This is a genomic window from Klebsiella sp. HN106, assembly GCF_051209435.1.
Classification (GTDB): Bacteria; Pseudomonadota; Gammaproteobacteria; order Enterobacterales; family Enterobacteriaceae; genus Klebsiella; species Klebsiella oxytoca.
Window position 1 is genome coordinate 1 of sequence record NZ_JBLURD010000093.1, and the last position, 548, is coordinate 548.

A 548-nucleotide genomic window follows, 5' to 3' on the forward strand; every position below is an offset into this window, starting at 1 on the left:
TTACTTGACTGTAAAACTCTCACTCTTACCGAACTTGGCCGTAACCTGCCAACCAAAGCGAGAACAAAACATAACATCAAACGAATCGACCGATTGTTAGGTAATCGTCACCTCCACAAAGAGCGACTCGCTGTATACCGTTGGCATGCTAGCTTTATCTGTTCGGGCAATACGATGCCCATTGTACTTGTTGACTGGTCTGATATTCGTGAGCAAAAACGACTTATGGTATTGCGAGCTTCAGTCGCACTACACGGTCGTTCTGTTACTCTTTATGAGAAAGCGTTCCCGCTTTCAGAGCAATGTTCAAAGAAAGCTCATGACCAATTTCTAGCCGACCTTGCGAGCATTCTACCGAGTAACACCACACCGCTCATTGTCAGTGATGCTGGCTTTAAAGTGCCATGGTATAAATCCGTTGAGAAGCTGGGTTGGTACTGGTTAAGTCGAGTAAGAGGAAAAGTACAATATGCAGACCTAGGAGCGGAAAACTGGAAACCTATCAGCAACTTACATGATATGTCATCTAGTCACTCAAAGACTTTAGG

At 44.5% G+C, this 548-nt stretch carries 1 pseudogene; it reads left to right on the plus strand.

Annotated features, from left to right (window positions below):
- A pseudogene (locus ACSIPU_RS30475) lies at nt 1-548 on the plus strand (IS4-like element ISVsa5 family transposase); the annotation flags it as partial.